General features: G+C 58.4%; 23 protein-coding genes. 16 read left to right on the forward strand and 7 right to left on the reverse strand.

Annotated features, from left to right (window positions below; translation table 11 throughout):
- Positions 1-149 precede the first annotated feature (149 nt).
- Positions 150-494 (forward strand): hypothetical protein, encoded by a 345-nt coding sequence (locus tag ABJM11_RS16820; protein WP_348293697.1) that lies wholly within the window; start codon positions 150-152, stop codon positions 492-494.
- A gap of 33 nt (positions 495-527) precedes the next feature.
- Here the strand turns inward: ABJM11_RS16820 and ABJM11_RS16825 are convergent, their stop codons facing one another.
- The 3 genes from ABJM11_RS16825 to ABJM11_RS16835 form a co-directional block, all read right to left on the reverse strand.
- Complete coding sequence (locus ABJM11_RS16825; RefSeq protein ID WP_348293699.1) at positions 528-1,931, reverse strand: outer membrane protein transport protein; 1,404 nt, start codon at positions 1,929-1,931, stop codon at positions 528-530.
- 122 nt (positions 1,932-2,053) lie between these two features.
- Positions 2,054-3,175 (reverse strand): PilT/PilU family type 4a pilus ATPase, encoded by a 1,122-nt coding sequence (locus ABJM11_RS16830; RefSeq protein ID WP_348293701.1) that lies wholly within the window; start codon positions 3,173-3,175, stop codon positions 2,054-2,056.
- 119 nt (positions 3,176-3,294) lie between these two features.
- On the reverse strand, positions 3,295-4,329 hold the full coding sequence (locus ABJM11_RS16835; RefSeq protein ID WP_027830795.1) for a type IV pilus twitching motility protein PilT: 1,035 nt from the start codon (positions 4,327-4,329) through the stop codon (positions 3,295-3,297).
- A gap of 146 nt (positions 4,330-4,475) precedes the next feature.
- On the opposite strand from ABJM11_RS16835, the gene ABJM11_RS16840 reads away from it, so the two are divergent.
- From ABJM11_RS16840 to ABJM11_RS16885, 10 genes are all read left to right on the forward strand, one after another.
- Complete coding sequence (locus ABJM11_RS16840) at positions 4,476-5,168, forward strand: YggS family pyridoxal phosphate-dependent enzyme (protein WP_348293703.1); 693 nt, start codon at positions 4,476-4,478, stop codon at positions 5,166-5,168.
- Between the two features lie 82 nt (positions 5,169-5,250).
- Positions 5,251-6,084, forward strand: coding sequence for a pyrroline-5-carboxylate reductase (gene proC, locus ABJM11_RS16845; RefSeq protein WP_348293705.1), 834 nt, complete (start codon positions 5,251-5,253; stop codon positions 6,082-6,084).
- A gap of 23 nt (positions 6,085-6,107) precedes the next feature.
- Complete coding sequence (locus ABJM11_RS16850; RefSeq protein WP_348293707.1) at positions 6,108-6,689, forward strand: YggT family protein; 582 nt, start codon at positions 6,108-6,110, stop codon at positions 6,687-6,689.
- Positions 6,690-6,932: 243 nt separating this feature from the next.
- The gene (locus ABJM11_RS16855) at positions 6,933-8,897 is read left to right on the forward strand and encodes a dynamin family protein (RefSeq protein WP_348293708.1); all 1,965 of its coding nucleotides are present in this window, start codon (positions 6,933-6,935) and stop codon (positions 8,895-8,897) included.
- Positions 8,898-9,066: 169 nt separating this feature from the next.
- A complete protein-coding gene (locus ABJM11_RS16860; protein WP_348293709.1) occupies positions 9,067-10,215 on the forward strand; it encodes a homoserine O-acetyltransferase in 1,149 nt (382 codons plus the stop codon).
- Positions 10,212-10,814, forward strand: coding sequence for a methionine biosynthesis protein MetW (gene metW / locus ABJM11_RS16865; protein WP_348293710.1), 603 nt, complete (start codon positions 10,212-10,214; stop codon positions 10,812-10,814). Before ABJM11_RS16860 ends, metW begins: the two co-directional genes overlap by 4 nt.
- Entirely contained in the window at positions 10,811-11,266 is a 456-nt protein-coding gene (locus ABJM11_RS16870) for a DUF4426 domain-containing protein (RefSeq protein WP_348293712.1), read from the forward strand. The genes metW and ABJM11_RS16870 overlap by 4 nt, the downstream gene beginning before the upstream one ends.
- Complete coding sequence (gene rdgB / locus ABJM11_RS16875) at positions 11,266-11,877, forward strand: RdgB/HAM1 family non-canonical purine NTP pyrophosphatase (RefSeq protein WP_348293713.1); 612 nt, start codon at positions 11,266-11,268, stop codon at positions 11,875-11,877. The genes ABJM11_RS16870 and rdgB overlap by 1 nt, the downstream gene beginning before the upstream one ends.
- The gene (gene hemW, locus ABJM11_RS16880) at positions 11,874-13,034 is read left to right on the forward strand and encodes a radical SAM family heme chaperone HemW (protein WP_348293714.1); all 1,161 of its coding nucleotides are present in this window, start codon (positions 11,874-11,876) and stop codon (positions 13,032-13,034) included. The genes rdgB and hemW overlap by 4 nt, the downstream gene beginning before the upstream one ends.
- The gene (locus ABJM11_RS16885) at positions 13,034-13,567 is read left to right on the forward strand and encodes a hypothetical protein (RefSeq protein ID WP_348293715.1); all 534 of its coding nucleotides are present in this window, start codon (positions 13,034-13,036) and stop codon (positions 13,565-13,567) included. The genes hemW and ABJM11_RS16885 overlap by 1 nt, the downstream gene beginning before the upstream one ends.
- A gap of 18 nt (positions 13,568-13,585) precedes the next feature.
- Here ABJM11_RS16885 and trmB read toward each other — a convergent pair whose 3' ends face one another.
- The 3 genes from trmB to ABJM11_RS16900 form a co-directional block, all read right to left on the reverse strand.
- Positions 13,586-14,302, reverse strand: a complete 717-nt coding sequence (gene trmB, locus ABJM11_RS16890; RefSeq protein ID WP_348293717.1) for a tRNA (guanosine(46)-N7)-methyltransferase TrmB — start codon at positions 14,300-14,302, stop codon at positions 13,586-13,588.
- A gap of 134 nt (positions 14,303-14,436) precedes the next feature.
- The gene (locus tag ABJM11_RS16895; RefSeq protein ID WP_348293718.1) at positions 14,437-15,960 is read right to left on the reverse strand and encodes a YifB family Mg chelatase-like AAA ATPase; all 1,524 of its coding nucleotides are present in this window, start codon (positions 15,958-15,960) and stop codon (positions 14,437-14,439) included.
- Between the two features lie 59 nt (positions 15,961-16,019).
- On the reverse strand, positions 16,020-16,271 hold the full coding sequence (locus tag ABJM11_RS16900; protein WP_348293719.1) for an accessory factor UbiK family protein: 252 nt from the start codon (positions 16,269-16,271) through the stop codon (positions 16,020-16,022).
- Between the two features lie 401 nt (positions 16,272-16,672).
- Here ABJM11_RS16900 and glnK point away from each other — a divergent pair, with 401 nt between their 5' ends.
- Both glnK and ABJM11_RS16910 read left to right on the forward strand, forming a co-directional pair.
- On the forward strand, positions 16,673-17,011 hold the full coding sequence (gene glnK / locus ABJM11_RS16905) for a P-II family nitrogen regulator (RefSeq protein WP_004578958.1): 339 nt from the start codon (positions 16,673-16,675) through the stop codon (positions 17,009-17,011).
- Between the two features lie 74 nt (positions 17,012-17,085).
- Positions 17,086-18,366: an ammonium transporter gene (locus ABJM11_RS16910; protein ID WP_348293721.1), complete on the forward strand. Its 1,281-nt coding sequence runs from the start codon at positions 17,086-17,088 to the stop codon at positions 18,364-18,366.
- Between the two features lie 60 nt (positions 18,367-18,426).
- Here the strand turns inward: ABJM11_RS16910 and speE are convergent, their stop codons facing one another.
- Positions 18,427-19,308: a polyamine aminopropyltransferase gene (gene speE, locus ABJM11_RS16915; RefSeq protein WP_348293722.1), complete on the reverse strand. Its 882-nt coding sequence runs from the start codon at positions 19,306-19,308 to the stop codon at positions 18,427-18,429.
- A 200-nt stretch (positions 19,309-19,508) separates the two neighbouring features.
- Here speE and speA point away from each other — a divergent pair, with 200 nt between their 5' ends.
- From speA to ABJM11_RS16930, 3 genes are all read left to right on the forward strand, one after another.
- Positions 19,509-21,419, forward strand: a complete 1,911-nt coding sequence (speA, locus tag ABJM11_RS16920; protein ID WP_348293724.1) for a biosynthetic arginine decarboxylase — start codon at positions 19,509-19,511, stop codon at positions 21,417-21,419.
- 154 nt (positions 21,420-21,573) lie between these two features.
- Positions 21,574-22,173: a sigma-70 family RNA polymerase sigma factor gene (locus ABJM11_RS16925; protein WP_250093855.1), complete on the forward strand. Its 600-nt coding sequence runs from the start codon at positions 21,574-21,576 to the stop codon at positions 22,171-22,173.
- A complete protein-coding gene (locus ABJM11_RS16930; RefSeq protein ID WP_348293726.1) occupies positions 22,170-22,814 on the forward strand; it encodes a ChrR family anti-sigma-E factor in 645 nt (214 codons plus the stop codon). Before ABJM11_RS16925 ends, ABJM11_RS16930 begins: the two co-directional genes overlap by 4 nt.
- Positions 22,815-22,817 lie beyond the last annotated feature (3 nt).

Below are 22,817 nucleotides of genomic sequence, written 5' to 3' on the forward strand. Positions count from 1 at the left end.
TGCCCTGTTTGCGACCAGTAGTTGGGCGCCGGATCGCGTAACCACGCCTTTTCATAAGACGGCATGAAATTCGCTTGGTACCAGAGTGTCGGCCCCTGCCTGACCGGGCAGGGGCCAGGTTGTGACACATCTTTCCCGAGGCCGTTACCATGACATCTCTGTCATCTCAAAGAAGCTGGCTATTAAACCCCGGCCTGCTGAAACTGGTTCACCAATGCCGACGCCTGATTCACACCGAATTCGGAGTCAAACTGCATCTCACGGAAGAGCATCTGGAACAGCAACTGGCAGACTACGCCCGCAAAACGCGCTCCAGTCAACTGACCCGCACCTGGGCAATGCTGACCGAGCAGGTGCCGCAGCTCAGAATGGCAGAGCCCGAAGAGAAGAAGGAAGCTGACGAGCAAACCTATCGTGGACAGGCCGTCGCAGAGGAAGAAACGCCCCGGCCACAGCGATCCAAGCGGATCTATCGTGGCCAGGTGGTCGGCTGACCGGTAAAGCCGGTCAGCTCAGGGGAGGTATTATCAGAACGACTTGCTGACCTGGACCCCGGCGCTCCAGGCATCGAGTTCGTAGGTGCCCTGATAACGAGCCGCACCCGGCATCGGGTCATCGTTGACGTCGTAATTCTGCTCATCGACGTCCTGATCATCAAACAGCAATACACCCGCCGCAACGTCAACTGTCCAGCCGGAACGGGCATCGGCGTACTGCGCACCCAGGGTCACCCAGTCACGGTCACCCGACGGAATTCGCGCCGTACGGAAATCGTCGTTCACCGGCGATTCATCCCAGGCGTAGCCCGCCTTGAATGCCCATTCCGGAGTGGCTTGCCAGATAGCACCAATATTGGCTTGCCAGGTATCTTTCCAGTTCTCAGACACGTGGGCAATCAGCCGCTCATCACCCAGTCCCGGTCCTGCCTGGGAAGAAACCGGACCGTTACCCTCACGGCTCACGATGTCCAGAGCTTCAAAGCGGCTCCACTTTGCCCAGGTTGCCCCTGCCAGGAGCGTCACCGTGTCGGTTATCCGGTGCCGGGCACCAAAGGTGATACTCTCCGGAATTTCCAGGGGAACTGTCGCCTTTTCTGTGACTGTGGACTGCCCGAACGTGATGCCGCCGGGGCCGATGCCGCCCTGGGGGAAATTGCGAATCTCCGCCTCGCCATCAAGGTCGAGCTCGGCTCCGGTCTGGGCAGAGATGCCAAACTGGGTTCGCTCGGAAAGCTCCCACAGCATCCCGAAGGCAAAGGTGAGCGCAACGTCATCCCCCTCAACATCCGCGTACCCGTCATCCAGGGTCCCGGGGGGCAAGCCAAAGCGTGCTTCCGTGCCGCTGTAATCCTGAAACTTGGTAAGTTTGCCCTCGGCATAAATAACGTTGATACCCGCCCCCATGGACAGACCATTGCCGTCATTGACGGCAATGGATGGACTGAATGCGATGGCAGTCAGCTCGGTCTTGTCAGCGAAAAAGCGGCCCTTGAAGTCATTCTCATAATCGGCAGCCAGACCATAGGGCGCGTGCAGCCCGAAGCCCACGTCCAGCCAGTCGTTAACTTCATGGGTCATGTAAAGGTTCGGGAGAGCCGCCGGGTCGGCGATATCACCGCCATTACCACCGCTAACAGGACGACCGTCATCACGGACGGCCCGGCCGGTGCCTTCTTTGAGTTCCGCATCGATATCAAGTACTGCAGCACCAAATGAAAGGTTGGTGCCCGACAGCTGGCTCATACCGGCAGGGTTGAAGAAGACCGTTGTGGCGTTCTCGGGGTTCGCTGCCGTTCCGGCATTGGCAACCCCCATGGCGCTGGCGCTTTGTTCATTCAGGGAAAAACCGCCAGCCATGACGCTCGCCGGTGCAGCAGCGGCGAGCACGGAAAAACGGATAGCTGAGTACAGGTTGGATTTTTTGTTACGCATAAGTCCTCCGGATGACATTGCCGGGAAGTATACGCACCATGAACCAACGGCCTCAATTGCCAAACCTAATGGTTAACCCCCCTAACCGTTTAATACTAAAGTCTAATTTGGCGACATATCGATCAATCGTCCTGGATCGACAGCTTGTCGACACTCGAAGCCAGCTTGTCAGCGCCCTGCGAGTCGGTACCCAGTTTGATCATCAGACGCAGGTCGTTGGCGGAGTCGGCGTGGGCAAGCGCGTCTTCATAGGTGATGGAGCCCTCGGCATAGAGCGTATAAAGCGCCTGGTCAAACGTGCGCATACCGGTTTCATTCGATTTGGACATCAGTTCCTTGAGCCGGTGCACTTCACCTTTGCGAATCAGGTCCGCAACCAGCGGCGTATTGATGAGCACTTCGATCACCGCTTTCCTTCCCTGCCCGTCCGGAGTCGGGATCAGCTGCTGGGCCACGATAGCTTTCAGGTTCAGGGACAGGTCCATCCAGATCTGATTGTGCTGTTCTGGCGGGAAGAACTGGATAATCCGGTCCAGCGCCTGGTTGGCGTTATTGGCGTGCAGCGTGGCCAGACACAGGTGGCCGGTTTCGGCAAACTGCACCGAGTATTCCATGGTCTGGCGGGTACGCACCTCACCAATCAGGATAACATCCGGTGCCTGGCGCAGCGTATTCTTGAGCGCCACCTCAAAGCTTTCGGTATCAATGCCCACTTCCCGCTGGGTAACAATGCAGCCCTGGTGCTGGTGAACGAATTCGATGGGGTCCTCGATGGAAATGATGTGACCCCGGCTGTTGCGGTTGCGGTGACCCAGCATGGCTGCCAGCGAGGTGGACTTACCGGTACCGGTGGCACCGACAAACATGATCAGACCACGTTTGGTCATGGCCAGTTCCTTGATCACCTCTGGCAGAGCCAGGTCATCGATCTGCGGAATTTTCACCTCAATCCGACGCAGTACCATGCCACAGAGGTTACGCTGGAAGAAGGCACTGACACGGAAACGGCCAATGCCTCTGGCACTGATGGCGAAGTTGCATTCGTGAGTTTCCTCGAACTCGGCCCGCTGCTTGTCGTTCATGGAACCGTAAACGAACTCACGGGTCTGCTCCGGGGTCAGGGCGTTCTTGGTGACGGGCAACACCTTGCCATTAACCTTCATGGAGGGTGGTACACCGGCGGTTATGAAAAGGTCTGAGCCGCCTTTTTCCACCATCAAACGAAGCAGTTTTTCGAATTCCATGACTTTTTACCTAATTCTGACTATCGGTGTCCGGGTGTCGGGCAGGACCTGTTCCAGGGCACGCTGTGAATACGTCCTGCCCGACACCCTCCGCACATGTGCCAAGCCTTCTACCGAATTTAGAAGTTGTCCGGCATTTTCGCCTTCATTCTCGCCGCTTCGCGGGAAATGAGGCCTTTCTTCAACAGTTTTTCCAGACACTGGTCCAGGGTCGTCATGCCCAGCGAGCCACCGGTCTGGATGGCCGAGTACATCTGCGCAATCTTGTCCTCGCGGATCAGGTTACGGATCGCCGAGGTGCCGATCATGATTTCATGGGCCGCAATCCGGCCCCCGCCCATCTTCTTCATCAGGGTCTGGGAGATAACCGCCTGTAACGACTCCGACAACATGGAACGGACCATGGATTTTTCTTCCGCGGGGAACACATCCACCACCCGGTCAATGGTTTTTGCCGCCGAGGTGGTGTGCAGGGTGCCGAATACCAGGTGACCGGTTTCCGCGGCGGTCAGCGCCAGGCGGATGGTTTCCAGGTCCCGCAGCTCGCCCACCAGGATAATATCCGGGTCTTCCCGCAGCGCCGAGCGCAGGGCTTCATTAAAACCCAGGGTGTCGCGATGCACTTCCCGCTGGTTCAGCAGGCATTTCTTGGATTCGTGTACGAATTCGATGGGATCCTCAATGGTGAGGATGTGCTCGTAACGGCTGTCGTTGATATAGTCGATCATCGCCGCCAGCGTTGTCGATTTACCGGAGCCGGTAGGCCCCGTAACCAGCACCAGGCCGCGGGGCACCGATGCGATGTCCTTGAATACCTGGCCCATGCCAAGGTCTTCCATGGTCAAGACCTTGGAGGGGATGGTCCGGAATACAGCGCCGGAACCCCGGTTCTGGTTGAACGCATTGACACGGAAGCGGGCAACCCCCGGAACCTCGAAGGAAAAGTCGGTTTCCAGGAACTCTTCGTAATCCTTACGCTGCTTGTCGTTCATGATGTCGTAGATCAACCCGTGGACTTCTTTATGTTCCATGGGCGGAAGGTTGATTCGGCGAACGTCGCCATCAACACGAATCATTGGAGGAAGGCCGGCCGAAAGGTGCAAGTCTGATGCGCCCTGTTTGGCCGAAAAGGCAAGCAGTTCAGTAATATCCATAGGGGTCCTCGGAAGGCTTTTTGCTTTTATTCCGGTATGCGCCAGCTTCCGGCAGCAGGCCCCGAATAGCTTCACTTGGCATTTCAGTGACCTGCGGGTAACGTGTCACCCTATCAGGGACAGACCGGAGACGGCGGATTCGCACTATGAGCAGCATAGCAGACAACATCGGGAGCGTAACCCGACGCATACAAAAAGCAACATTGAAGGCGGGCCGCAAGGCAAGCTCGGTGAAGCTGCTGGCTGTCAGCAAGAAACGGCCTGCGGATGACCTTCGTGCCGCCTTCGACGCCGGTCAGCGTGCGTTTGGTGAAAGCTACGTCCAGGAAGCGCTGGACAAGATGGAAGCCCTGGCTGATCTGGACTCGATTGAGTGGCACTTCATCGGCCCGGTCCAGTCCAACAAGACCCGCCAGATTGCCGAAGCCTTTCACTGGGTTCACAGCGTCGACCGCATCAAGATTGCCCAGCGGCTGAATGAGCAACGGGACAGCGCCCTGCGACCGCTGAACATCTGCCTGCAGGTAAACATCAATAACGAAGACTCCAAGTCCGGCTGTACACTGGAGGAGCTTACTGAACTGGCAGACGCCATCGAAGAGATGCCCAATCTCTCACTCCGGGGCCTGATGGCGATTCCAGACCCGGACCAGCCAGAGGCGGAATTGCGCGCCAGCTTCCGTAGACTGGCCAATGCCCTGAAAAAGCTCCGCCAGGAAGCACCGGCATCAGGCCCCCTGGACACGCTGTCCATGGGTATGTCCGACGACCTGGAAATGGCGATAGAAGAGGGCTCTACCTGGGTCAGGGTTGGGACTGCCCTGTTCGGCCCCAGGTAAGCGGAGGCTGACCGGCCCAGTTCCTGTTATCATCACCAGCAGATCGACAACTGACCTTACTGATCCAAATGCGGAGTCTACCTTGAGCACATCACCAACGATTTCCTTTATCGGCGCAGGCAACATGGCCCGCGCCATTATCGGTGGCATGCTGGACAGCGGCTTCAAGGCCGCCAACATCTGGGTAAGCGCCCCCGATGACAATCACCTTCAGTCTATCCGCAAGCAGTTTGGCGTCAGCGTTACCACTGACAATCGCTACTGCGCCCAGCAGGCGGACATGGTGGTTCTGGCCGTCAAGCCCCAGGTAATGGCGGATGTCTGTTCAGATATCGCCCCGGTGGTGCAGAATACCCGACCGCTGATGGTGTCTATCGCGGCAGGACTGGAAGCAGCCACCCTGGACGAGTGGCTGGGGGGCGGCCTGCCACTGGTGCGGGTGATGCCCAATACACCGTCACTGGTGGGCAAGGGGGCAGCGGGCCTCTATGCCAACAACCAGGTCAAAGACAAACAGAAAGCCATGGTGGAGTCCGTCTTCAACAGCATAGGCTCCGCCCTGTGGGTGGACGACGAATCCCTGCTGCATGCGGTCACGGCTCTGTCCGGCAGCGGCCCTGCCTATTTCTTCCTGATGCTGGAAGCCCTCGAGGAAGCAGCAACAGAGGCGGGGATCGCCAGCGAAACTGCCCGTGCCCTGGCCATCCAGACGATGGCCGGAGCTGCCGAGATGGCCGGCCGCAGTGAGCATGACCCGGGCCAGCTCAAGCGCAATGTCATGTCTCCCGGCGGCACCACCGAACAGGCCATCCATGCCTTTGAAGATGGCGGCCTCAGGGACCTGGTGAAAAAAGCCTATTCCGCAGCCTATAAGCGCTCCGGAGAAATGGCCAAAGAACTTGGCAAAAAACAGTAACCGATAACGGGAGACACGGCTTCATGCTGGCTGACATTCTGATCACTATTCTGCTCATTGCCTCAACGTTTTACCTGACGGTTGTGCTGCTGCGCTTCCTGCTGCAACTGGCAAGAGCCGATTTCTATAACCCGATATCGCAGTTTGCAGTCAAGGCCACCAATCCGCTGCTGCGCCCTCTGCGTCGTTTCATTCCTGGCTGGGGTGGCATCGACGGCGCCGCACTGGTGCTGGCGGTCATCATACAGGCCATCACCTTTTTCCTGATTCTGGTTGCCCTGAACGGCAGCATCCCCGCCATCAACCCTCTGACCCTCCTGAGCTGGTCAATACTCAATGTGCTGGATCTGATCGTGAAAATCTACTTCTGGTCCGTCATCGCCGTGGTCGTGGTCAGCTGGATAGCTCCACATAGCAACCACCCCGCTATTCAGCTGGTCGCCCAGATCACCGAACCGGTGATGCGCCCCGTGCGCAGCGTTATGCCATCGCTCGGTGGGCTGGACCTGTCACCCATCATCGTCTTCCTGATCCTCAATGTCATTTCCGTGGTGATTGATCATATGAAGATTGCCGCCGGCATGGGATCCATTGTCGGAATGTAGACTGGCTCTCAAAAACACATTCCGTTACACAACCCGACAATAAACCAACCTTCCCCTGTAGCTGCTTCATCTCCCTGAATCAGCTACATTTTTTATGTATAATCCGTCGTTGTGCTGTACATACTCGTGACCTGCCTCGCAGATTTCACCGGCATGTGCGGTAACATTAACTATATTTTTGACGCAGCTTTACCCAACCACAGCCAATGCAGTCGCCCGGAAGTCGAGCAGAAGGATGGTCCGATGAACAAGCAAGGTACCCTGTCGCAGCAGGTTGAGGCCTACCACGGCTGGAAAAAGGAACTGATCAGGCAGATCGGCCGCTATCGCCTTTGGCTTCAGGACAACAATCTGTTCTCGGACGATGTCAGCAGCCGTATCCGCCATGGGCTGGAATTGCTGATCGAGGACGAACTCACCATTGCCTTTGTCGGCGAGTATTCTCGCGGCAAAACCGAGCTGATTAACGCCCTCTTCTTCTCGGAATATGGCCAGCGCATGCTGCCCTCCCAGGCCGGCCGCACAACCATGTGCCCCACTGAGCTGTTTTTTGATCGCACGGCCAACAGCAATTACCTGCTACTGCTTCCCATCGAAACCCGCACCGGCGAGCATTCTCTGCAGCAACTTCGTAAACAGCCGGAGCGTTGGGTCAAGCACGACCTGGATGAGCGCAACCCGGAAGTCATGCGGGAAGTGCTGGCCGAAGTAGCACGGGTCAAGAGTGTTACCCCGCAGGAAGCCCGCAGTCTCGGCTTTGATGAAGACATGCTTGAGCATGACCGTAACCGGCCCGGGAACGTACTGGTTCCTGCCTGGCGCAACGCCCAGATCAGCATCCGCCATCCGCTGTTCGAACGTGGGCTGAGAATCCTGGATACCCCAGGCCTCAACGCCCTCGGCTCCGAGCCGGAACTGACTATCAGCATGCTGCCCCGCGCTCACGCCATCATCTTTCTGCTCAGTGCCGACACCGGTGTTACCGCCAGCGACATGACCATCTGGAAGGAGCACATCGATACTGAGCACGCCGACCACCGCGCCGGACGCTTTGCAGTCCTGAACAAGATCGATGTGCTCTGGGACGACCTCCAGGGTGAAAAACACACCCAGGAAGCCATTGACCGGGTCCGCGGCTATACTGCCGACCACCTTGGCATGCGCCAGCAGGATGTCATCCCTCTCTCCGCGAAGCAGGGCCTGCTTGCCAGGGTGAAGGGCAATGAGGAGCTGTTCGGGCGCTCCAATCTGGGCCAGCTGGAGCAACTGATTATCCAGCGCATACTGATGCACAAGGAACAACTGATCACCCAGAGCCTGATCAACGACATGCTGGGCATGTTGCAGAACAGCCAGGCGGCGATGCAGACCCGGCTCGAGGCACTCGAGGAAGAGCTGCACGCCTGCTCCGGCATTACCATGGACAAGGACGCACTGCGCCGGCTCGCTGACAGGGCACAACGGGACTACGATTTTTACTACAAGAAACTGATCACCCTGCGCTCCAGCCGCCGGCTGATGGACTCCCAGGGCGACATGCTCAAGGGGCTGGTCAGTGAGGAGCGATTCGAGGCGCACGCCGATAAAATTCGCCAGAAGATGTCCAAAAGCTGGACCACCGCCGGCATGAACCACAGCATGGACCATTTTTTCGAGCTACTGGAAAGTGACCTGACCAACCTGCTGAGCGAAGGGCACCTGGCAGAAAAAATGGTCGGTGCCATCTATCGCCGCTACAACGAGGATACCCGGGCCCGTCACCTTGAGCCTATCCCCCTTCGGGCGGGGAGACATGTGATCGCCGTACGGGAGTTGCGCAAGAAAGCCCGGCGGTTCCGCATCAGCCCGAAGAACCTGCTGACGGAGCAGTCGCTGCTGGTGCGTCGCTTTTTCAATGTGATGGTAGAAGAAGCACGCACGCTGCACCAACGGGTCAGAGTCGATGTCGAGCGCTGGCCTTCGGAAGCGCTCCTGCCCATCATGCAGTACTCGATGGAGCAAAAGCAGTTGCTTGAACACCAGATCCGCCGCCTGAGGGACATGGTGCGCAGCGATCGCGACAGCCGCGCCGAACGGGAGCGCCTGCAGAACACCATCACCGACCTCAAGCGACAGCTGGAACTGGCCGACGCCATGCAACGGCAAATCCGCAAACCGGCCCCAACCCTGATTCAGCAGAAGGTGGTCAACATTTCCGGCGCTGTCTGAGCAGCGCCGGAAACGGCGGTTGCAGCCGCGCTGGGCGGCCTTTAAACTGCTTGGCTGGCAATCCGCCGGCCAATATCATCAAGCCCGCTCCATCCGGGGCGTGTCTGCGCGGCCATTGCCTCAGTCTTATTGCAGATATTATGGACCGAATCAGGAACCTGTCGCGCCAATGCCCGATCCCTTGCCAACGGATTCTGTAGGGATAGTCACCCCGCAGACACTGCACTTCGACACGCCGATCACCCTGGCGTGCAACCGGACACTGGAAAGTTACGATCTGGTGATCGAGACCTATGGCAAGCTCAACGCCGACGCCAGCAATGCGGTGCTTATCTGTCATGCCCTCAGCGGCCACCATCATGCTGCCGGATACCACAGCAAGGATGACCGCAAACCCGGCTGGTGGGAGAGCTGTATTGGCCCCGGCAAGCCCATCGATACCAACCGTTTTTTCGTGGTCAGCCTGAATAATCTGGGAGGCTGTCATGGCAGCACCGGTCCCGGAAGCACCAACCCGCAAACCGGCCAGCCTTATGGACCCGACTTTCCCGTTATCACGGTTCGTGACTGGGTACACACCCAGGCCCTGCTGGCAGACCGGCTGGGTATCAAATGCTGGGCCGCGGTGGTTGGCGGCTCCCTGGGGGGCATGCAGGCCCTTCAATGGAGCCTGGACTATCCTGATCGCCTGCGGCACGCCGTGGTCATCGCATCCACGCCACGCCTGAGTGCGCAGAATATTGCCTTCAACGAGGTCGCGAGGCAGGCCATCACCTCGGACCGGGATTTCCACGACGGCCGGTATTACGAACACGATACCCTCCCGCGACGGGGGCTGATGCTGGCAAGGATGGTGGGGCACATCACCTACCTCTCCGATGCCTCCATGGGAGAGAAGTTCGGCCGCGAATTGCGGGACCAGGCCTACAAGTTCGGCTACGATGCCGAATTTCAGGTCGAGAGCTACCTGCGGTATCAGGGTGAGCGGTTCTCGGAATCGTTCGACGCCAACACCTATCTTCTGATGACCAAGGCTCTGGACTATTTTGATCCCGCCTATGAACATGACAATGACCTGGCGAAAGCTCTGCGTGGTGCCCGCTGCGAATTTCTTGTGCTTTCCTTCAGCACCGACTGGCGATTCACCCCGGCCCGTTCGGAAGAGCTGGCGAACGCCATGATTGCAGCCCGCTGCAAGGTCAGCTACGCGGAAATTGACGCGCCCTGGGGGCACGATGCCTTCCTGATACCCACTCCCAGATACACGGCCATCTTCGAGGCGTACATGGATCGCGTGGCGCGGGAGGCAGGGGTATGAGAACCGACCTGAAAATCATCGAGCAATGGATCAAACCCGGAAGCCATGTGCTGGACCTGGGCTGCGGCGACGGTACCCTGCTGGACTACCTGCAACGGGAGAAACAGGCCACGGGCTTTGGCCTGGAAATCAACCCGGACCACATCACCACGTGCATGGGGCGTGGCGTATCGGTGATTGAACAGAATCTGGACACTCAGGGCCTTGGCAACTTCGAAGACGACACTTTCGACACCGTGTTGATGACCCAGGCATTACAGGCCGTGCGCCGTCCAGACATGGTGCTTGATGAAATGATGCGGGTCAGCCGGGAAGGCATCGTAACCTTCCCCAATTTTGCCTACTGGCGGCTGCGCTGGTACCTGATGCGCCGCGGCCGTATGCCCGAATCAGAAACTCTGCCGTATAAATGGTACAACACGCCCAACATTCACCTGTGTACCTTCAAGGATTTCGAAGCCTTGTGTTACCGCAAAGGTTTCCGCATTCTGACTCGTACGGTGGTGGACGGCGAACATCAGGATCGCTGGCTTAGCCGCCTGTGGCCTAATATGTTGGGACAGATTGCCATTTACCGGATAACCCGGGAGGATTCATGATCAAGACCATCCGTACCCACTGGCTTGCCCTGCTGTCGCTGGCATGCCTGGCTTTTCTCTCCGGTCACAGCCACGCCGGCTCAAAGGATTTCGGCGAGTTCCAGGTGCACTGGAGCGTTTTCCCGAGCACGTTTCTGGCGCCCAAGATCGCCCGTGAAAACGATCTGAACCGCAGCAAGAGTATTGGCATCGTTAACATCGCCATCATGAAAGAGACGGAAAACGGTGGCCTGGAACCAGTGTCGGGGCAGGTAGAAGGCAAGGTGCTGAACGACGTACAGCAGCCGACGTTTCTGGCTTTCCGCCGTATCCAGGAAGGTGATGCCGTCTATTTCATCTCGGAATATCAGTACAGCAATGCCGAGCTGATGACCTTCCAGATAACTGCCCGGCCGTCCGGCAATAGCGGGGAGCTTCCCATTCGATTCGCCCATACATTGTTCAACGACTGATGACCGAAACCACTGACAGACTGGTTATCGCCAGTAACAACAAGGGTAAGATCGCCGAACTGACCCCCCTGCTGAAGCCCCTGGGAATGACACCCGTCGCCCAGGGCGAGCTGGGCGTCAGTGAAGCGGATGAGCCGGCTGTCACCTTTGTGGAAAACGCCATCCTCAAAGCACGGCATGCCGCTCGTGTTACCGGGTTACCGGCCCTGGCCGACGATTCCGGGCTCGCGGTTGACGCCCTCGGGGGTCAGCCTGGCGTGCGCTCTGCGCGCTATGCAGGCGAATCAGCCAGTGATGACGACAATGTACGCGCATTGTTAGCGGCCATGAAAGACGTCCCCGAAAATCAACGCACTGCCCAGTTCCACTGTGTACTGGTCTACCTGCGCCACGCCGATGATCCGACACCGATCGTATGCCATGGTCGCTGGCCCGGCCATATCCTGGAACAGCCGAGGGGGGAAAGCGGGTTTGGCTACGACCCGGTATTTCTGGTTCCCGAAACAGATACCAGCGCTGCTGAACTCTCTCGTGAAGACAAAAGCCGGATAAGCCATCGTGGACGGGCACTGGCCCAGCTCCTTGAGCAGCTGGCAGCCGGGACGGCGTGACCGTGGTCGTGTCGGATGCCTGGCCCAACAGTGCGCTACCCCCACTCAGCCTGTACATTCACGTGCCCTGGTGTGTAAAGAAGTGCCCCTATTGTGATTTCAACTCTCACGCCCTGACCGGTGACATCCCGGAAGACCGCTACCTGAGGGCAATCCTGGAGGACCTCGCCAGCGACCTCGCGTTGGTCGAGGGCCGAAGCATCCAGACGGTGTTTATCGGGGGGGGTACTCCGTCACTGATGTCGCCTGGTTTCTATGAAAGCCTGTTCCGCGAGTTACGTGAACATCTTGTCTTCGCCGATGACGCGGAAATCACCCTGGAAGCCAATCCCGGAACCGTTGAGCAATACCGATTCCAGGGTTTCCGGGCTGCGGGGATCAACCGCCTCTCTATTGGCATTCAGAGCTTCAACGCGCAACGCTTACAGGCATTGGGCCGTATCCACGACGACAGGGCGGCTCACAATGCCATTGAATCCGCCCGCAATGCGGGCTTCGACAACTTCAACCTGGACCTGATGCATGGACTGCCCGGCCAGACCCCGGAACAGGCCCTTGCCGACCTGGAGGCTGCCCAGACGTGGGGGCCTCCGCACCTGTCCTGGTACCAGTTGACGCTTGAGCCCAACACGGAATTCTACAGCCGCCCACCGCAGTTGCCGGACGAGGACCACCTGTGGGAAATTTATCGTCAGGGCTCGGACTATCTGCACCAACAGGGATTCGTGGATTACGAAGTGTCAGCCTGGAGCCGGCCCGGAATGGCCTCCCGTCACAACCTGAATTACTGGATGTTCGGCGATTACCTGGCACTTGGTGCCGGGGCTCACGGGAAAGCGACCTTGCGCAATGGCGGAATAAGACGTTTCTGGAAAACCCGGCAACCCGAGGCTTACCTGAACCGGATTGGCAGTCGCACAGCCGGCAGTCAGGCAATCGAGCCTGACGAGCTTCCCCTGGAATTCCTGATGAATGTCCTGCGCCTGACCTCCGGTGTGCCGGAAAACCTGTTCACAGAACGTACAGGTTTACCATTGGGCACAGTTGCGGTAAAACTTCAGGCACTAAGAATGGAAAACCTGCTGGAACCGGGGCGAATACAGACTACAGAACTCGGACAGCGATACCTGAACAGCGTGCTGGAGCGCTTTCTCTGATGTCATCACCGCGCCTTCTGACCCTGCTGCCCAAAAGGCTCAATCTTAGCCTGCTGGTAACGGTGGTCCTGTTGCTCGTTCTGGTGCTGGTCAATCAGCCGCTGCAGACTGGCTCGGCGCCACAGGGCATCGTAAGCTTCCAGATGGCAGCGACGGCAGACCAGTCCATGGCAATCATCCGGAGCTGGCGCGAGGGTGGCCTTCTGTGGGCCCATGTTTCCTTGTGGCTGGACTTCCTTTTCGTCCCGGCTTACCTGTTCACACTGATTCTTCTTACCAGTCACCTGACCAGGGACCGGCCCGGTGTTCGGGAACGCAACGTTGCGCGCTGGGTCAAAGCGCTGTTCGTGGCTGCCGGCACCGGTGATATAGCGGAAAACATCCTGCTGCTGAACAACATGGACCCGCCCACGGATATGCTCAGCCTGTCTGCGACCGTATGTGCGCTGATCAAGTTTACCGGACTTATGCTGGGGGCCGCAGGCCTGGTAGTTATTCGCGCTGCCAGGCGTCATCCGCTGGCGCACGGATAAAGCCACCCGGCAGCTTCGTCAGTTGGTGCGGTAGAACACCAGGTCACGGACCCCGTGCCCCAGGTTTTCACCGCGCTTCTCGAACTTGGTCACCGGGCGATCCTCGGGACGGGGTGAGTACTGGCCAGGCTCCTGCGTATTCGCGAAGCCTTCCGACTCGCTCATGATTTCCATCATGTATTCCGCGTAGTCCTCCCAGTCTGTCGCCAGGTGCAGAATACCGCCCACCCGAAGTTTGTGGCGCAGGCGCTGAACGAAATCGTGCTGTATCAGCCTGCGCTTGTGGTGCCGCTTTTTGTGCCAGGGATCCGGGAAGAACACCATCACCCGATCCAGTGCCGCATCCGGCAGGCACAGGTCGATCACGTCATTGGCATCGATGGCATAGATCCGGACATTTTCCAGCCCCCTGTCTTCGATTTCCTTCAACAGAGCCCCGACCCCCGGAAGATGTACCTCCACACCGATAAAGTCCTGTTCCGGCAATGCTTCCGCCATGTCCGCGAGGGATTTGCCCATACCGAACCCGATCTCAAGATTCAGCATGTTGTCCCGCCCGAACACCTCGCGCGGATCAATCATACCCTGCTCGCGGGTCAGCCCGTACTTGGGCCAGCTGCGTTCATAGGCCTTCTTCTGCCCCTCCGTCATTCGCCCCTGGCGCAATACAAAACTGCGCACGCCGCGGCGCGTGGTAACGGGTGAATCGCCCGAAACATCATCGTGATCAGTCATCTGACGTCCTCAACCGCCTTTTCGCGGTTCATCTTCAATGGGTTATATCGACAGTTTACCAGAGTGAATTGCTGCAGACGCCACTATACCGCCAGGTTTCTGTACCCGTCAGCCCCCCGCCAGATATGACTGGCTCACACCGATACCTGTGCACTCCGGGTCTGCTGCCGGTCCAGTTTGCGATAACCCAGAGCCTCCACCAAATGGCAATTGCCGATACGCTCCTGCCCCTCCAGGTCAGCAAGGGTTCGCGCTACCCGCAGAATGCGGTGTAAAGCTCGGGCAGACAACCCAAGGCGCTCCATCGCCGAGGACAACATGGTTTCCCCGGACTGGTCCACCCGGCAGTGGTCATGAAGCTCGCTACCGCTGAGGGTGGAATTCACAGTCCCGCGCTGAACCTGCCGCTGCCGGGCACGGTTCACCCGCTCCCGCACCACAGCGCTGGGTTCACCATCGCCCTCACGCTGCATCAATATTTCACCGCTCTGAACCGGTACTTCCACATGCAGGTCGAAGCGGTCCAGAAGAGGCCCGGAAATTTTTGCCCGGTAACTTAGCACCTGCTGCGGCGTACACTGGCAATCGATTGAGGGGTGCCCCAGGTAACCGCAGGGGCACGGGTTCATCGCCGCCACTACCTGAAACCGGGCCGGAAAGGTCACCTGCCTCGCAGCCCGGCTGATGGCAATTTCCCCGGACTCCATGGGCTCCCTGAGCACTTCCAGCACCCGGCGCCCAAACTCCGGGAGTTCGTCAAGAAACAGTATGCCACGATGGGCGAGTGAGATTTCTCCCGGCCGCGGGCTGCTGCCACCACCCACCATGGCGACGGAGGAGGCGGTATGGTGTGGCGCCCGGTAAGGGGGCCGGCACCAGTCGCCGTCCTGAACCGGAAGGCCCGCCACAGAATGAATGCTGGCCACCTCCAGGGCGGACTCGGTAGTCAACGGCGGCAGAATGCCGGGCAGCCGGCTTGCCAGCATGCTTTTACCGGTACCCGGAGGACCGAACATCAGCAGGTTGTGCCCACCTGCCGCCGCGATCTCCAGCGCCCGGCGCGGTACATTCTGACCACGTACGTCGGCCAGATCCGGACCGGGCCTGACGCTCTCCTCCGGCACGGCTGCAGGCACGGGAGAAATACGAGCCCGGTCGCACAGATGCTCACATACCGTTAGCAAGTGACCGGCCGGAAGAACGTCGCCCTGACTGGCGAGTGCAGCTTCGGCGGCGTTGGCCTGGGGGATCAGTAACTGCCGGCCCTCGCTACGCGCGGCCAATACCGCAGGGAGGACTCCCTTGAGCGAGCGCAGTGCACCATCAAGAGACAGCTCACCCACGCACTCGTATTGCGCAAGGCTCTCAGGCGGAATCTGGCCGGAAGCGGCAAGAATCCCCAGTGCAATAGGCAGGTCAAAGCGACCACCTTCCTTGGGCAAGTCGGCGGGGGCCAAATTGATGGTTATCCTGCGGGCGGGGAACTCGAAGCCGGCGTTGAGAAGGGCGCTGCGCACCCGCTCCCGGCTCTCACGGACACCGGTTTCCGGCAGACCGACAATGGAAAGCGCCGGCAGACCGCCGGACAGATGGACTTCTACAGTAACGGACGGAGCAGACACGCCAATGCTGGCGCGGGTATGAACTACGGCAAACATGACTACCTTCCCTGGCTGTGGGTATCAGCGGCTCAGCCGCCTGACGGGCTTCCTGCCGGTCAACTGTTCCTGGATTTCTCCAGCTCTGCCACGCGCTTTTCCAGTGCCTCAACCTTTTCACGGGTTTTCATGAGCACTGCCTGCTGGGCATCAAACTCTTCCCGGGTGACCAGCTCGAGGCGTGACAGCACAGTCATCACCGTCGCCCGGGCCTGGGCTTCGAAGTCTTCACGGGCCGCACGGGCCATATCGGGAACAAACTGGCCGAACTGTCCCTGAAGCTGGGTAAAGAAATCCTGCGGACCTTTCACATTTCACCTCACTGGCTTGAACGCTTTTGAGCTCTATTGAGCCTGCCCGGAGCTGGCGCCGGCACGAAGGTCGGAAGTGTAACACATTGCCCGCCCTGCCATACTGTACCCTATCGGCAGTATAATGCGGCTGTAGCACCTGTTAATGACTGCACAGGATTTGTGCATCATTATGGTTCGCTTCAGACAGGCCAGCCCCGAAATGGTGCAGCCTGCCGGTCCACTTTGGACCAGCATATACTCAAGATGCTGATAATACAGTTATTTTTTGCGTTGGCACACACGATGCTAAAAACCTTGTACGCAATCCGCACAATTGGTGTGCGAGGTGGCAGCATCCCGACCTCAACAACGGGCCGAAGAGTTCCAGATGTTGAGACGGCTTTACCAAGGAGAAAGCAATGAAACTTGTGACAGCGATCATCAAGCCTTTCAAGTTGGATGATGTCCGTGAGGCACTATCCGAGATTGGCGTACAAGGCGTAACGGTCACTGAAGTCAAAGGCTTCGGTCGCCAGAAGGGCCATACCGAACTCTACCGTGGCGCAGAATACGTGGTGGACTTTCTGCCCAAGGTCAAGGTTGAAGTTGCTATCGGCGACAACCTGCTGGACCAGGTCATCGAATCCATCACCAAGGCCGCCAACACCGGAAAAATAGGCGACGGCAAAATTTTCGTGACCGAACTGGAACAGGCTATCCGGATCCGGACCGGGGAAACCGGCGAAGAAGCGGTCTGATCTCAGCCTGATCAAACCAGACAGCCAACGCAAAAAAACTTATAACCTGAAAAGCCTCGTGCGGAGGGCTTCACATGGAAAGCAATCTTAATCATATTTTTGAACTCCAGTATGCGCTGGATACCTTCTACTTCCTCATTTGCGGCGCCCTGGTCATGTGGATGGCCGCGGGTTTCTCGATGCTCGAAGCAGGCTTGGTGCGTGCCAAGAACACCACCGAGATCCTGACCAAGAACGTCTCCCTGTTTGCCGTAGCCTGTACCATGTACCTGATCTGCGGTTACGACATCATGTATGGCGGCGGGCTCTTCCTCAGCGGCGTTACCACGGTCGCTCAAATGGACGACGCAGCAATTGCCGGGGTCCTTGCCGCTTCCAACGAAGCCGGTTTTGGTGAGATGGGCGAATACGCCGGAGCGTCTGACTTCTTCTTCCAGGTAGTCTTCGTTGCCACAGCCATGTCCATCGTTTCCGGTGCCGTGGCCGAGCGTATGAAACTCTGGGCCTTCCTGGCATTCGCCGTCGTCATGTGTGGCTTCATCTACCCGATGCAGGGTTCCTGGACCTGGAACGGCGATGCTGTTTTCGGTCTCTACGAGCTCAGCTACAGCGACTACGCCGGTTCCGGCATCGTGCACATGGCGGGCGCTGCTGCTGCCCTTGCCGGTGTCCTTTTGCTGGGCCCCCGTAAAGGCAAATACGGCGCCAAGGGCCAAATCAATGCCTTCCCGGGCGCAAACCTGCCGCTGGCAACTCTCGGCACCTTCATCCTGTGGATGGGCTGGTTCGGTTTTAACGGCGGCTCTACCCTCAAGCTGGGTGGTATCGGTGTGGCCAACGAGGTGGCCAACGTCTTCCTGAACACCAATGCCGCCGCGGCCGGCGGCCTGATCGGTGCCCTGATTGTTGCCCGCATCATGTTCGGCAAGGCGGATCTGACCATGGCTCTGAACGGAGCCTTGGCTGGCCTGGTGGCCATCACGGCCGAGCCAGCCGATCCTTCGCCCCTGCTGGCAACCATCATCGGCGCTATCGGCGGCATCGTTGTGGTGTTCTCGATCGTCACCCTCGACAAGCTGCGTATCGATGATCCGGTCGGTGCCATCTCGGTGCACGGTGTGGTTGGTATCTGGGGTATCTTCGCGGTGCTGCTGTCCGACGCCGATGCGACCTTCATGGGTCAGCTGGTAGGATTGCTCACCATCTTCGTCTGGGTCTTCGGCACCAGCCTGATTATCTGGGGTATCCTCAAGGCGATCATGGGTATCCGGGTAACCGAAGAGGAAGAGTACGAAGGCGTGGATCTGTCCGAGTGTGGTATGGAAGCCTATCCGGAGTTTGTCAGTAGCAAGTAGTATTCGCTGACACTGAGTCGAAAGAGGGGCGCTTGCGGGCGCCCCTCTTTTTGGTTTGCATTACCGCTCGCTCAACATCACCTCATCCTCCAACGCATCCACCATAAACTGCGGCATCGCCAGCGCCCCACGGTGAATGTCGGCGTTGTAATACCGGGTCACGAACGGCCGTTGATCGGCATCCTCCTCGCGGAAATACACCACCGGCTTTTCCTTGCCCGCCATGGTGCAGCTCCACCACCCGGTCGGATACACCGGTTGTGGGAACGGCAGGGTGCGAACGTGGTCGAAGCCGGCCTTTTTCATGTCATCGTGGATACCCTTGATGATGGTGTTGGTATGCAACAACGGAGATTCGCTCTGCTGGACAATAATGCCGCCGTCGCGCAGGGCAATCATGCAGTCGCGGTAGAAGTCCAGTGCGAACAGACCCTCGGCCGGGCCGACCGGGTCGGTGCTGTCGATGATAATGACATCGAGGCTTTCAGGCACCGCGTCGCGTATCCACTGGATGCCGTCACCGAAGAAGAAGTTGGCGCGGGGGTCGGTGTTGGATTCACAGAGCTCGGGAAAATACTGTTCCGACACGCGGGTGACGCGTTCGTCGATCTCCACCTGCCAAGCTTCCTCCACTCCCGGGTGTTTGAGGACTTCTTTCAGCGTACCGCAGTCACCGCCACCGACGATGACCACCTTTTTCGGGTCCCTGTGGGTGAACAGGGCCGGATGGGTCATCATTTCGTGATAGAGGAAGTTGTCACGACTGGTCAGCATTACGCAGCCGTCCAGCACCATCAGGTTTCCGAAAGTTTCTGTTTCCCATATCTCCAGCTTCTGGAATCCGGTCTGCTCTTCGTGCAGTTTCTTTTTTACCTGTAGGGAGAATGCCGTCCCCTGGTCCTGAAATACTTCAGTAAACCAGCCGTCGTTCAATGCAGTCATTTCATGTCTCCGGATTAACGTGTCGAGGCAGATCGTATTAAAGGTATTGTAGGTGGGGAGACCGCACACCTAAAGGACTATCATCCTGTAGGGTCATGGTTTTTTTCCGGTTCGGTTCTTTCAGCGGGCTGGCGGAATCCATACAATAACCGCCATAGGCCGGTACAGTGCCGGCTCCGGATTCAGCACAGGAAAGCACCATGAACGAACCCACCGGCAGTACCGCCCACAAGGTGTACAACATCGCCCACTGGAGCGAAGGCTATATCGATGTGAATGCCCACGGTGAGGTGTTGATACGGCCAGACCGGGGGCAAAGTGGCGAGGACATCAACCTGCCCGATCTGACCCGTTCCCTGGTCGATGAGGGAGTGCAGTTGCCGGTGCTGATCCGCTTCACGGACATTCTTCACGATCGGGTCAACAAACTTTGCGGTGCTTTCAACAGGATTGCCCGGGAACAGGGCTATCAGGGCGCCTACACAGCGGTCTATCCCATCAAAGTGAACCAGCAGCGGCGGGTGGTCGAGGAACTGCTCTGTGCGGAGCCCGCTGCCAGCGATAACCAGATCGGCCTGGAAGCAGGCAGCAAGCCGGAGCTAATGGCCGTGCTGGCACTTTCCCGGCAAACCGGTTCGGTGATTGTCTGTAATGGCTACAAAGACCGTGAATACATCCGCCTGGCTCTTATCGGGCAAAAGCTGGGGCACCGGGTGTTTATCGTGGTGGAGAAGCAGTCCGAGCTGCCGCTGATCCTGGAGCAGGCCCGCGCTCTCGGGGTAACACCGCTAATAGGTGTACGGGCCCGGCTGGCCACCATCGGCAAGGGGAACTGGCAGAATACCGGCGGCGAAAAGTCGAAATTCGGCCTGTCCGCCAGCCAGGTGCTGGACGTGGTCGAAACCCTGCGCAGTGCCGGCGCTCTGGCATCCCTGCAACTGCTGCATTTTCACCTGGGATCGCAGATTGCCAATATCCGCGACATCCAGACCGGATTGAGAGAGTGCGCCCGCTTCTACAGCGAGTTGCGGCAGATGGGGGCGCCGGTGGGTACCGTTGATATCGGCGGAGGCCTTGGCGTGGATTACGAGGGCACCCGTTCCCGCAGCAGCTGCTCCATGAACTACAGCGTGCATGAGTACGCCTATAACGTGGTTCACATTCTACAGGCGGAATGCGACCGGGCCGGCATTCCCCACCCCAACCTGATCAGTGAATCAGGCCGGGCGTTAACCGCCCACCACTCGGTGTTGGTCACCAACGTGATTGACCGCGAGGTGCCCGATAAACGTCTGCCGGAGCGCCCCCCCGGCGATGCGCCTGCCCCGCTCCAGGACCTGTGGCGGGACCTGGAAAGCCTGCGCGACGACCGCACGCCCCGCTCTCTCGCCGAGATCTACCATGATGTGCTCCATGCCATGGCCGACGTCCATACCCAGTTCGCCCATGGCCTGATGTCTCTGGCCGACCGGGCGCGGGCAGAAACGCTCTACACCACCTGCTGCCGGGCACTCCGTGACCAGCTCAATTCCGCTAACCGCGCGCACCGGGAGATCATTGACGAACTCAACGAAAAGCTGGCGGAGAAGCTGTTCGTGAATTTTTCGCTGTTCCAGTCGCTGCCGGATGTGTGGGGCATTGACCAGATTTTCCCGGTCATGCCCATCAACGGGCTCAATCGCCCCCTGAACCGGCGTGCGGTTATCCAGGACATTACCTGCGATTCCGATGGCCGGATTGACCGCTACGTGGACGGTCAGGGCATTGAGACCACCTTTCCCCTGCCGGAAGACAATCCGGAGGAAGCCATGCTGATGGGCTTTTTCATGACCGGCGCCTACCAGGAAATCCTCGGTGATATGCATAACCTGTTCGGCGACACCCACTCTGTGGATGTAAGACGCAACACTGGCGGTGGTCACACTATCAGCGAGCCGATTCATGGCGACACCGTGGCAAGGGTGCTGCAGTACGTAAACTTCGAGCCTGCCGTGCTGCTGCGGGCCTACCAGCAGAAGTTCGCCGCCAGCGGGCTACCGGAAGAAGAACAGACCGCTCTGCTGGAAGAGCTTGGCAACGGGCTGGAAGGCTACACCTACCTGGAAGAGTAAGCGTAGCCCCACACAAATTAATACCGAAAAAACAGCTCCGGGCTGATCCGGCTGCCTGAACGCCCCGTAAATATCGTGACTGACAAACCCGGGGCGAGTGCATAGAATGATGAACAGAACAATTTCAAATCATGCGACAGTCAAGGAGCGTCCGGTGACCACACTGGATCAGAAACCGGCACGGGCCGAGGGCCGCAAGGATCCCTGGAGCCAGATGCTCGAAAAGGTGGGAAAGAACCAGGATCGCCAGGCCTACCATGCCCTGTTCGAACACTTTGGCCCACAGATCAAGTACTACGCCATGGCCAACGGCCTGGCGAGTCATGCCGAAGAGCTGGTACAGGAAGTGTTCGTATCCATCTGGCGCCGGTCCTGCCTTTACGACTGGCGCAAGGCTGCCGCGTCCACCTGGATTTTTACCATCGCCCGTAACCAGCGTATCGACATGCTGCGCAAGATGAAGCGCACCAGTGCAGAGATGCCGGTTGAGACCGAAGATTTGTGGCAGATCCCCGGCGAGAATGAAGACGAGCCGGTGACATCACTGCACCGCCTGATGTCTGAGCGGCGGGTGAGGGAATCTCTCAGCCACCTTCCGGAAGAACAGATTACCGTTATCGCCAAGGTTTACATGGAAAGCAAGTCACACCAGATGGTGGCCGACGAGCTTAATATACCGTTGGGTACCGTAAAAAGCCGGGTTCGCCTGGCGCTTAACAAACTGAAAGTGATTCTGCAGGACCAGAACGTATGACTCGGCATCACCCAGACACCCTGACTCTGATGGAATACAGCGCGGGCAACCTCAGCGAGCCCTACGCGCTGTGTATTCGCCTTCATCTGGACCAGTGCCCTCACTGCCGTAGCCGTGTTGATACGCTCGACAGCCTCGGTGCAGTGATGATGGAAAGCCAGCCCCAGGTGGGTGTTTCGTCAGACATGTTCGACTCGATCCTGTCACGCATCGACAGCGAGCCGGACATGACTGAAAAGTATATCCAGACCCAGGCCAAGCGCATGAGCCCGCTGCAGAAGCTGCTGGGGGATAACCTCAATGACCTGCCGTGGAAACGGCAGCTGGGCGATGTCAGTGTGCTGGATATCAGCGAAAGGTTCCCTGGCCAGAGCGAACAGGTTGTATTGCAGAAACTGGCTGCCGGCGGCAAGGCCCCCGCCCACACGCACCGCGGTGACGAAACCACCATTGTGCTTCAGGGCGCATTCGCGGACCAGAAAGGCGTTTTCAATCAGTGGGACTTTGTAGTTCTCAACCAGGAAGATGAGCACAAGCCCGTCGCGGTTGGTTGCGAAGACTGTATTACGCTCTCGGTATTGAGTGCGCCGGTCAAACTCACGGGCACGTTCACCCGGCTGCTGAATCCATTCATACGGTGAGGC

The organism is Marinobacter sp., assembly GCF_039977835.1.
In the GTDB taxonomy this organism is placed as follows: Bacteria; Pseudomonadota; Gammaproteobacteria; order Pseudomonadales; family Oleiphilaceae; genus Marinobacter.

Coding starts and splice junctions, on each gene's coding strand:
- ABJM11_RS16820 (WP_348293697.1), top strand. CDS start 150: ATGACATCTCTGTCATCTCAAAGAAGCTGGCTATTAAACCCCGGCCTG.
- ABJM11_RS16825 (WP_348293699.1), bottom strand. CDS start 1,931: ATGCGTAACAAAAAATCCAACCTGTACTCAGCTATCCGTTTTTCCGTG.
- ABJM11_RS16830 (WP_348293701.1), bottom strand. CDS start 3,175: ATGGAATTCGAAAAACTGCTTCGTTTGATGGTGGAAAAAGGCGGCTCA.
- ABJM11_RS16835 (WP_027830795.1), bottom strand. CDS start 4,329: ATGGATATTACTGAACTGCTTGCCTTTTCGGCCAAACAGGGCGCATCA.
- ABJM11_RS16840 (WP_348293703.1), top strand. CDS start 4,476: ATGAGCAGCATAGCAGACAACATCGGGAGCGTAACCCGACGCATACAA.
- ABJM11_RS16850 (WP_348293707.1), top strand. CDS start 6,108: ATGCTGGCTGACATTCTGATCACTATTCTGCTCATTGCCTCAACGTTT.
- ABJM11_RS16855 (WP_348293708.1), top strand. CDS start 6,933: ATGAACAAGCAAGGTACCCTGTCGCAGCAGGTTGAGGCCTACCACGGC.
- ABJM11_RS16860 (WP_348293709.1), top strand. CDS start 9,067: ATGCCCGATCCCTTGCCAACGGATTCTGTAGGGATAGTCACCCCGCAG.
- metW (WP_348293710.1), top strand. CDS start 10,212: ATGAGAACCGACCTGAAAATCATCGAGCAATGGATCAAACCCGGAAGC.
- ABJM11_RS16870 (WP_348293712.1), top strand. CDS start 10,811: ATGATCAAGACCATCCGTACCCACTGGCTTGCCCTGCTGTCGCTGGCA.
- rdgB (WP_348293713.1), top strand. CDS start 11,266: ATGACCGAAACCACTGACAGACTGGTTATCGCCAGTAACAACAAGGGT.
- ABJM11_RS16885 (WP_348293715.1), top strand. CDS start 13,034: ATGTCATCACCGCGCCTTCTGACCCTGCTGCCCAAAAGGCTCAATCTT.
- trmB (WP_348293717.1), bottom strand. CDS start 14,302: ATGACTGATCACGATGATGTTTCGGGCGATTCACCCGTTACCACGCGC.
- ABJM11_RS16895 (WP_348293718.1), bottom strand. CDS start 15,960: ATGTTTGCCGTAGTTCATACCCGCGCCAGCATTGGCGTGTCTGCTCCG.
- glnK (WP_004578958.1), top strand. CDS start 16,673: ATGAAACTTGTGACAGCGATCATCAAGCCTTTCAAGTTGGATGATGTC.
- ABJM11_RS16910 (WP_348293721.1), top strand. CDS start 17,086: ATGGAAAGCAATCTTAATCATATTTTTGAACTCCAGTATGCGCTGGAT.
- speE (WP_348293722.1), bottom strand. CDS start 19,308: ATGACTGCATTGAACGACGGCTGGTTTACTGAAGTATTTCAGGACCAG.
- speA (WP_348293724.1), top strand. CDS start 19,509: ATGAACGAACCCACCGGCAGTACCGCCCACAAGGTGTACAACATCGCC.
- ABJM11_RS16930 (WP_348293726.1), top strand. CDS start 22,170: ATGACTCGGCATCACCCAGACACCCTGACTCTGATGGAATACAGCGCG.